Below are 10,671 nucleotides of genomic sequence, written 5' to 3'. Positions count from 1 at the left end.
ACCGAAGCTGTAAATCGTTAACTTCGACATCACTCTTGCACGATCATTTAATGAAGCTTTTATTTTACGAACGTCTTTTAAGATATTCTAAAGGCGCCTCCAATAGGCTGCTTTTCCGCATCGTATACAAAAATACAGGCAGAAATCTTGTTATAGGAAGATTTCTGCCTGCAAACTTCAAATCCTTCATCTATATTCTCCACCGATGGGACTCGACCTGTATGTCCCTCAACAAAATTGTCATCCGCTGATTTTAGCGCTCGCGTCGCTTGGTGCTTTTTCCGATTTGTAGTTGCGGAAATTATGCTCAAGCTGTTCAAGTGTGAGACCTTTTGTTTCAGGAAGGAATTTTTTCACGAATGCAATGGAAAGAAGTCCAAGTCCGACAAAAATGTAGAATGTCGATGACAGTCCAATCGCATCAAGCAATATCGGGAATGAAAATCCGACAAAGAAATTGACGATCCACAAACAAAACACGGTGACGCCCATCCCTAGACCGCGAACGCGAAGCGGGAATATTTCAGAAAGCATGAGCCATGTTACAGGAGAAATAGCACCTTGCTGGAATGCAAGAAAGGTTACTGTCAGCGTAAGTACGACATACGGAAGAGCAGCTGAACCTTGAAGGGCGTTTGAGAAGATGCCGATCAGCAGCAAAGCTGAGGTCGTCCCTATTAAACCGGTCAACAGCATCGGTCTGCGCCCGACCTTCCCTAAAAGCCAAATCCCCACGAATGTCGCCAAAACTGAAATGACACCGTTTGCAATATTTCCGATAAGTGCAGCTTTTGTTTCAAATCCGGCATTTTTGAGTATTTCTGTACCGTAATACATGATAGAGTTTACGCCGGTAATCTGCTGAACGACAGCGATCCCGATTCCGAGAAATACGATTCGGCGCACCCATGGAACAGCCAGATCCTTATAATTCGCTTTTTTCATTTCAGATTCTTTCATGACCGCAGCTTCGATTTCAGCAACTTCCGAATGCGCCCTTTTTTCCTCGCGGATTCTTTTCAGAACGCCCAGCGCCGCTTCATTTTTCCCTTTAGAGACAAGCCAGCGCGGACTTTCGGGCATTCTCAGCATACCAAAGAACAAGAACACAGCCGGGACTGCGGCAATGGCCAGCATGTAACGCCAAACATGGGAACTATCCCCCATTGTGGTTCCGAGGATGGCATTGAAAGTAAATGCCAAGAGCTGTCCGGAGACAATCATTAATTCATTTTGGGTAACCATTCGTCCCCTTTTCTCTGAAGGAGACATTTCAGCCAAATAAGTCGGTACCGTAACAGATGCTCCCCCTACAGCAACTCCAAGCAGGAACCGAGAGATGACCATAATCGTCACATCAGGCGCAAGCGTACATCCGAGCGTCGAGAAAAAGAAAAGCACAGCTAGAAAAATGATGTTTTTGCGGCGCCCGATATAATCGGAGAGCCTTCCGCCGAATACCGCCCCCAATGCCGCTCCCAGGAGAAGCGAACTTGCGACCAACCCTTCTGTAAAGGCAGTCAGGTTCAGCTGATCTCCTTCAGACATATAAGGCAAAGCTCCGTTGATCACTCCGGTGTCATATCCGAATAGAAGTCCGCCGAACGTCGAGACTAAAATAACAGTACGCAAAAATGATTTCTGATTTCCCTGTTCATTCATATTGATTTCCCCCGCCTTTGTTTTTAAAAATTGATTTATTTCCAAAGGTTTTCGAAAACATCCTTAAAAGGAGCTCATTTCTTTTCCCAAAAGACTCATTCCCAACTTTCGAAAGTTTCGCCAACCACCCCCTTGACAGAAAATTGAAAATTTTATTTTGATGGAAGCCGGAGCTTCCGCACAACCAATTGCCTACCACGGAATATTTTGGAATCGCTTTCATTTATATGCCGTTTAAATACATTGTTAGATTATAGTTATGTTTTTGGTATATCTTTGTTATGTCTGATATTATCATAATTTTAAAAGCGCTTTCAGTCAACATAAATTTCAGAAAATTTATCTTTTTTTCATTTTAAAAAGCCTAATTAAGGGCGTTATGATAGGAATTTCATCCAACTCACATAATTCCATTTCTTTTTTTATTATTTATCAGCATTTTTTCACTATTGTCATTTCATAGTGATCTTTTTGTCACTTTTTTGTGATGTGTAGAATTTTAGTCCCAATAAAAAAATACCAAGGGGCTTTCCCTCAGTATTTTTTCCTGCCTGCAGCGGACATTTCAATTATCTGTGAACAGCAACATGAATCAGCTTTCCTTTAACCGCAAGGCGCCCTTCGGTTCTCACGGCTTTGTCACATGTCATCAGCGTAATTTCTTTTTCTTTCGTCTCTTGAATCACATCTGTGTCCGTTTCAGAAATGAATTGTTTGGATGTCACAGTGTATATATAGTCTTTTTTAAAGTCTGTGATTTTAACGGTGTCCCCTTTTTTAATGTGGATAAGAGGGCCGAATAAGAGGTTCTCCCGCTTCATATGATGTCCGGCCAACGGGTAGTTGCCCTCGCCCATTTTCTGATCGGGACGCATTGTTGTCGCTCCGTAGAGAAGATTTTGATTTGTTGTGCCTTTCAATATCGGCAGCTTGATATTGACGCTGCTTATGGTGATCCGGCCGATGACCGCTTTCGATTCACGATCGAGGCCGGCTTTTACTGCTTCCATAAAAGAAGGCGGCTGAATCGCTTCAAAATCAAATGACGCCTTTTGCGTATTGTTTTGTTCCGCCTGTTCAGCAGTCAATTCAAAACTTTTATTCTTGCTGAGATTGATGATGATGCTTTCTTTAATAAAAGGAGACAAGACGAATAGTATACCTGATATGACAAGTACGGCAACGATCATTTTTTTATACATGTCCCACAGTCCTTTCTAACCTTTATGTCAATTGAACGAATGCCGTTTTTCAAAAAAGCACCTGACCGGTTTCATGATCAGGTGCATAAATGATTCGTTTACGCCTTTCTTTGTTTCTTTCTTGTGTAGAAAGCGAAGACTCCTCCAGACAGAATCAGCAGGATGCCGATCATGATCGGAATGATGCTGTCTCTATCACCGGTTTTCGGAAGCGTATCTTTCAAATGACCTTTAGGATCTCCGTTCGAATTTCGGTCCGGTGTGCCTTTGTTATCTGTTCTAGGGTCTCCCGAATTCGGGTTCGATGTGCCTTTGTCAACAGCCGGCGTTTTCAGCTTTTCATTGGATGCTGTGATCTCGACCGGTTTTGACTGTCCTTTTTTAATTTCAAAAGGAATCGGCGTTTCATCCAACTTATAACCGTCAGGCGCCTTCGTTTCGACAAATTGATAGCGCCCAGGTGCCAAACCTTCCGCAATAAATTGACCGTTTTGATCTGTAGTCCAGACTGCCGGCAGCTTTTTCCCGTTGCCTGCGGCTTTAACAGGCTTTCCATCGGCATCGAGCAGCTTGAATTCTGCTCCTTTCAACACAGCTTTTTTATCGTTGCGGTCCACTTTCGTCAGTTTCGCATCGCCCGGTGTCAATTGATTCTCTGCAGTCATTTCAATTGGCTTTGTATCAGTATTTTTGACTGTGAACGATATTGGCGTCTTATCCAATTGATAATGCTTAGGCGCTTTTGTTTCGACAAATTGGTAGTTACCGGGCTTAAGACCGTACACTGTGATCCGGCCGTCTGCGTCTGTTGCCAAACCGGTTTTCAGCACCTTGCCGGTTTCATCTGTCAAATCGAACTGCGCTCCCTGAAGTCCGGCGCTCTTGTCATCCTGGCCGACTTTTGTGAGCACAACGCTGTTTTTCTTGTTGAGAGCCGTCAGTTTAACCTGTTTCGGCTCACCTTCGTGTTTCCCGGTAATGGAAAATGGGATCGGATCTGTTGACAGCAGGTAACCGTCAGGCGCATGTTTTTCAACAAATTGATAGCTTCCCGGCGCCAAATCGCCAGCCTCGATTTTGCCGCCTTCTTTAGAGATCAAATCGTCTTTGACCGTTTTGCCTTCGCTGTCAATGATTTTAAACACGGCTCCTTCTAATCCATTGCCGTCTTCATCTTCTTTCTGCAAATAAACCGAACCTTTGTAGTTGATGGCTTTACCCGCATCTACATGGGCAGGTTTTCCTTCAGCGGCATCCGGGATGACAAACTCTATTTTCCCGCTGTTCAATACAAATCCATCAGGCGCTTTCGTTTCTACGAAAGCATAGCGCCCAGGCGCCAGGCCTGAAGCCGTAACAGTTCCATTTCGATCTGAGACCAGTTCCTCCTGTACGGTATTCCCGTTTTGATCTGCGATCTTAAAAACGGCTCCTTCAAGCTTGTGGCCTTCCGCATCTTCTTTTGTTAAATGAACCGAGCCTTTATAATTAACAGCGGCGCCTGCATCAACCGGCTCCGGTTTCCCTTCAGCTGAGCCCGGGATGGTGAATTCTATTTGATCGTTGTTTAACATAAAGCCCTCGGGCGCCTTCGTTTCCACGAAAGCATAGCGCCCAGGCGCCAGGCCTGAAACTGCGATTTTTCCGTCTTCATCGGAAGTGAGCTTTTCATGAACGGTTTTGCCTTCATGATCAACGATCTTAAACTCAGCGCCCTTCAGCGTACGGCCTTCCGCATCCTCTTTTGTCAAATAAACCGAACCTTTATAGTTGACGGCTTTGCCTGCGTCCACGGATTCCGGTTTTTCTTTTGCCGATTCAGATATGGTAAACTCGATTGCCTTGCTGTTTATCACATAGCCCTCGGGCGCTTTGGTTTCAACAAAGGCATAGCGGCCAGGCGCAAGATCAGATACCGCGATTTTCCCGTCTTGATCTGAGGTGAGCTTTTCATGAACGGTTTTGCCTCCATGATCAATGAGCTTGAATTCAGCCCCCTCTAATTGACGGCCTTCTGCATCTTCTTTCGTTAAATGTGCTCTGCCTTTATAGTTGATCAATGTTCCTAAATCAACGTCAGGTACTTGATTCTTATCATTCGTTTTGACGGAGAAGCTGATTTCTTTTGTATTTAAGAGATATCCTTCTGGAGCTTTCGTTTCCAGCAAACGATAATTGCCGGGCGGTAAACCGTTGATTTCTACTTTTCCGTTTTCATTGCTCTTAATACTCGTACGTATTGTTGTAAAGGTGCCATCGCCGGATTTTTTCTCCAGCTTGAACACGGCTCCTTCCAAAGGACTCTTTTGTTCGTCTTGTTTGATAAGCGTCACCTTATTCTTTTCATTCACGACTTTGTAAAGCGCTCCGGCACTGGAAGAGCTGCTGTTAATCTCAACGGAGACCCCGTCTGCATAAGCGTCGCTGATCGTATATCCGTCAGGCGGCTTGATTTCTTTTAAAATGTAAGTCCCGTAGCGGATATTACCGAATGTCAGCTTGCCGTCGTCGTCAGTCGTTCCTGTCCGCAGAAGCCGCTCATTATCTTTTGTCCGCAATTGAAAATCTGCTCCGGAAAGCGGTGTGCCGCCTTCCCCCGTTTTAAGGATTGTCAGGCTGCCTCTTTCACCTGAGCCTGAACCGCCGCCGCTTGAAACGGCAACAAAGACCGAGCTGTTGTTTTCCTGGGTTTGTTCCTGAACATTCGTTCCCGAAATCGACACTTTGTTGTGAACATGACCGCTCGTGCCGGCAATATTGATTAATGATTGGTATTGAATCACATAGGCGCGGTCGATTTTTTTGTAATCACCTGTAAATTTCAGGACAAATGATTGTTCACCGGTTGCATTGTCGGTCTTGATGTCCAGTGTATAGTCTTCGCCTTTTTGAAGCTGAACATCATCCGGGACAAGATTTCCTCCGCTGTCTTTGACTGCACCTTTTTCATCGTATTTAGCTTGATAAACTTTAAAAGAATCTTCAGCTAAAATTTGGTTGGTATCCGGAGTATCGGTGACTTTTACATCCTCCAATACCGACTGGCTCGCATTGACATTAATACTCCAATCGACATAACCTCCGTTTTGTTTGCCTCCTTTGAAAACGAGGCTTCCTCCGTCGGCGACCGAAACGGATGCCGTCAACTCACGCTCTGAGTATCCGGCATTATAATACGTCGCCTTGTTGGTGTAAGGGTCACGCTTAATGACCTGCCCTTTAAGCGAAGTTTTAAATACAATAAGATACGGGACGGAATCGTCCGTTTTCAAATGGACAGTCAGCGTTTGTTTATTGTCAGCCGACGGCTCCTCCACATCATATTGTGAAGCGGGCAGGATGTCTCCTTCTGTGATGGAACCGTCTTTATTGACTGCATAGCTCTTGACGACCACTGAACCTTTAACAAATTGCTGGTCATCTGCTAAAGCATCTTTAATATAAGGATTCTTTGACGGCTCACCATTATAGTTGATCCCGATTTTCCACGTGATTTCTTTTGAAACCGCGTTATATGAGCCGTTTTTGAAACCGTTGTGGGATGTCTGGCGATTCGGTGTAAAACTGCTCGTTTCCTTATTTTTGCGTTCAGTGCTGCTGTGATCTGTCCAGGTTGATTCAGCCGTGTTTTTGACATTTTCGTTTGAAAAGTCGGCATTCATATTCGTCGTATAAGTGATCTTAAATTGGCTGTTTGTTGTTGCATAATCTCCGATGAGTTCCAGAAGAAAACCTTCATGATCCGGTTTTATTGTCAATGTATAGTCTTTGCCTTCTTGAAGCGTTTTGTTATTCGTCACATCCTGAAGACGGAATGATCCGTCGAGGAGCGCGAGCCCGCCGCTTTCGAAATTATCATCCAACTTCCAATTGTTCATCGTGTAGTTGTTTTTGTTGATTGCGATCGTCCAATCGACCGTTTTATTCTTGTAATCAATGTTTGAATAGCCTTTTATCAAATTCTGTTGAATGGCTGTACCGGAAGCTTTCTTTGATTCCCCTGTTCCGGTCACTGCGGTGTTCGTATACGTTGTCGATTTATCGATGATCACTCCGCTGTTGACCTCGGTTTGATATGTGATTTTGTAAGCTCCGGTAACATTTTGGTTAAATTTGATTTCAAACCCGCTTCCATTATCGGAGAGCGTATAGTCTTTGCCTTCCGTTAGAGGCGTTCCCGCCTGTTCACTTCCGTTCTGATTGAAGGTAATCGGAATCACCTTCAAGGAATCTGAAACAAGCTGCAAATCAGCGGAACCAAACGAGTCTGTTATGCTCGCCTTGGATTCGTCAATCTTCTTCTCACCATAGTTATATAAAATCGTCCAGCTGAAAGTCTGTGAATCGCTTTTATAACCTGTCGACGATTTTTCGATCATTTTCCCGTATTTGGCTGTGACAGAGGCCTCTGCAGAAGCCGGTTCCAGATTGTCTCCGCCGAATGTCGCCTTGTTCGTAAATGCAGCATTTCCGCCTTCGTCCGGCTTTGCGGAGTCATCGATGTCCGTCACATAGATCAGGCGATAAGCCGAATCTATCTCACCGTCAAATGTGACATTCCCATTTGCGTCTACAGTGTAGCCTGAAAGAACTTCATCTCCCTGGCTGACTGAACCATCTATGTTGACATCGAGTTGATAAACTTTGACAGAACGATAGATCAGCCCCTCCGGAAAGTTCTCGGTCAACTTGGCATTTTTGACTTGATCCAATTTTTTGTTGAGGTCGACTGTCCATGTGACTTGCCCCGGATTGATGCCTTTATCAAAAATTCCTGATTTATCGATGGTTTTGCTTACGTTTGGTTTAAAATAAACCGTTACCTCCGGAGTGTCTGATTTCACCGGGAAGGGAATCTTTTGAGTCGTCGATCCTTTTATTTTTTGCGCGTTGAACTGCGTATTGACAAACAACGTGCCTTTGACCTTCGAATCTGTTTTCACTTCACCATTAAACGTCATCACAACATGGCCTTTTGTATCAATTGAAAAATAGCCGTACGTGATACCGCCTGAGCTTAATGGCTGATTCGTAATATCGTTGTACATAATGAAAGCTTCAGGCAGATCAAATTCGTAGCGATCGCCGTCATTTATCGTCTTTCCGAGCTCATCCGGGATGTCCCAAGTGATTGAAATTTTTGCCGGAGAATTCGTGTCGGCCCGGTTGCTTTTGTCATAAGGCTTTCCGTGTTCATCTGTCAGCGTCACGCCGGTTAAAATATTTTGGGTGATTTGATTACCTCCGGACGCAAGGCTCCCGGCTGCCGCTAGTCTTGAAGATGCTGGCGGTTTTGAATCGCTGCTCTCAGTGTCAGCAGCTTTTGTCTTCGTTTCCTCTTCGTCCTGCTCCCCTGAAGATTTTGATTGATCGTCAGCTGCTGCCTGATCATCCTCAGATGACGGAGAATCGTTTTTCGCCGTTTCCGATTCGGATCCTGTATTTACAGGGATGACTGCTTGCTGCGTCTTGCCTGCTCCGAGTTGAAAGAGAGCGGTGACCGTTTTTGTACCGCTTTTCACGGCAGCGGCAAACTTTGCTTCCAGAGTGATGGACCCTTTTGCCTCTGCAGTGCTGTTCAAGGTTACGGTCAAAATGTTGCTGTCCGCTTTCACCTCATAGCTGCCGATGATCTGCTGATCTGCCGATTTCACATCTCCCTTGGCATCCTGAGCGAATTCGAAGCTTTTAGGCACCTCTACAGTGAAGCTTTTTTCGGTGCCGGCTTCTTCATCGTTTTTTAACGCCCACTCGTATGTGAGTGTCACTTTGTCACCCGGTTTTAATGCCGGGTCGTCTCCCTTTGACCCGTCAACCGTTTGATCTTCGCTGTTTTTGATTGTCACTGAATTAAAAAACACGCTGCTCCCTGTTGATGTGCCGGCAGCCACTGCCGTCAGCGTAAAGCCGACAACTTGACTGAAGATCAAATACAATGCCAGGCAAGTGATCAAAAATGGTTTCAGCCCTCTTTTTTTGCTGAGGCTGAACGAATATTTTTTCGATCTCAAATTGTGATTCCTCCCCTTTTATCATGTTTTTGTGTACGGATCGATTGAGCCTGGAAAATGAATCCCTGAAAATACTTTTCTATTTGAAGAATGACAGGCTTTTAAATTCGCTGCTGTATGTTTAGCGGCGGTAATCAAGATATCGCGGCTATGAATTTTGCTTTATGTCAGCTGAGATCATCCGAACCAAACTACATTGTATGAGATGGAACTATACAATTTCTGAACATCGGCATGTAAGCTGAAAATGGCATAAAAAAAAGACCGGCTGATCCGGTCCTCGTGTTTACATTTCATTCATTTTGTCCTTGATGAGTTTGTAGCGCTCATACTCCTTGATCGCTTCTTCTACATTCCCGGTTTTATTAAACAGCTGCATCTTGTATTGGATGATTTTATGATCGTACGGTTCGAATTTCTCGACCTGCAGACATATATCAAGCGCCCGGCGGTAGTCTTTTTCACGAATAAGGCAATCGACCAGTTCATAAGCTTTTCCAAGCCATATCCGGGCAAGCCGTGTCTTTTCGGGTTCGGCCCACAAATAACCGTGTTCCATAAAGTAATGGTTTTCGTATGCAAGCAGCAATTCCATGTGCCGGTTGATCGTCGCCATATGAATTGGAGGAGCCTCTTTCAGCGACTTTTCCCATTCGTCAGCATCCACTTTCACACCGGAAATCCGGAGGACATATCCGGTGTCAGTCTTCTCGATGGATTGGCTAAAAGGAAGCCTTTCGATTAATTTTCTGATTTGATAAATCGCCGTATACAGCTGGGTGCTCGCTTTAGAGACATCATGGTCAGGCCAGAACAGGTCGATCAACACGTCTTTGCTGATCACATGGCCGTGATGATGAAGCAAATACGCGTAAATTTCGCGTGCTTTGGACGTTCTCCACTTTACGGGTATATATGTTTTGACATCCTTCTCCGTTTTGTAAAATTGCAAACTCCCAAAACATTGAATGAAATAGTCTCCTCCGCCGTTTTCCGCGGAAGCCTTCAGCAAGCTGTTTTCTCTGATCCGTTCAACCGTCTTCACGAGCCGGACGTAATCGACGGGTTTAAGCAAATAATCCATCGCATTTAATTCAAATGCTTTTATGGCAAAATCGTTATAGGCCGTGATAAAAACAACCTGAATGTTTTCATTCATCGATTGAATCGCTTCAGCGAGCTCAATCCCGTTGATCCCCGGCATTTCAATGTCAAGAAACACCGTGTCTATATCCTGAATATCCGGATACTCCATAACATCAGCCGGATCTTGAAACATTTCAATGGATCGAAAACAATTTGTTCGTTCAAGCATATTTTTAAAATGAAGCAATGCCAATTCCTCATCATCCACAATTAACGCTTTCACGACACCCACCCCAATTTCATCGAGTCATCTGGAAATTATTATAATGATTATATCATGTCAATGGCCCTACTTAGTTGGATTCATTTTCTTATTCTTGTCGTTTATTAACATTTAAGAGTACAATATTCATATGGATTCGACAACACTGCAGCAGGCTGAATGAGGAGTGCTGATATTGAAAAAGCTATTTGTTTTCCTTTCGATTATTCTCGGCTATGCCGGCTTCTTTTTTATTTTCTTATTCATTAACAATCAACTGTCCGATCAGAATTACCCTGAAGCAAAGCAAGGAATCATCAATCTGGAAACATGGGATTTTCAGAAAGATGGGAACATCGCGCTCACCGGGGAATGGACACTCTATCGAAACCAGCTTCTCTCGCCAAAGGCGATCCATTCAGGCATTGGAAAAGCCCCCATTTATTCC

4 protein-coding genes are annotated in these 10,671 nt (G+C 44.3%); all 4 read right to left on the bottom strand.

Going from position 1 to position 10,671, the window contains the following annotated elements; translation table 11 throughout:
- Positions 1 to 240: 240 nt before the first annotated feature.
- The gene (locus tag M1D67_RS03185; protein ID WP_023857810.1) at positions 241 to 1,662 is read right to left on the bottom strand and encodes a sugar porter family MFS transporter; all 1,422 of its coding nucleotides are present in this window, start codon (positions 1,660 to 1,662) and stop codon (positions 241 to 243) included.
- Between the two features lie 569 nt (positions 1,663 to 2,231).
- Positions 2,232 to 2,864: a class A sortase gene (locus M1D67_RS03180; RefSeq protein WP_020450319.1), complete on the bottom strand. Its 633-nt coding sequence runs from the start codon at positions 2,862 to 2,864 to the stop codon at positions 2,232 to 2,234.
- Between the two features lie 98 nt (positions 2,865 to 2,962).
- Positions 2,963 to 8,875, bottom strand: a complete 5,913-nt coding sequence (locus M1D67_RS03175) for a SpaA isopeptide-forming pilin-related protein (protein ID WP_479831581.1) — start codon at positions 8,873 to 8,875, stop codon at positions 2,963 to 2,965.
- A 286-nt stretch (positions 8,876 to 9,161) separates the two neighbouring features.
- Positions 9,162 to 10,244 carry a response regulator gene (locus M1D67_RS03170; protein ID WP_023857813.1) on the bottom strand — a complete coding sequence of 361 codons (1,083 nt, stop codon included), beginning with the start codon at positions 10,242 to 10,244 and terminating at the stop codon, positions 9,162 to 9,164.
- Positions 10,245 to 10,671: the final 427 nt, after the last annotated feature.

The organism is Bacillus sp. PK6-025 (genome assembly GCF_056530265.1).
This window is presented reverse-complemented; position numbering and strand designations above follow the sequence as displayed.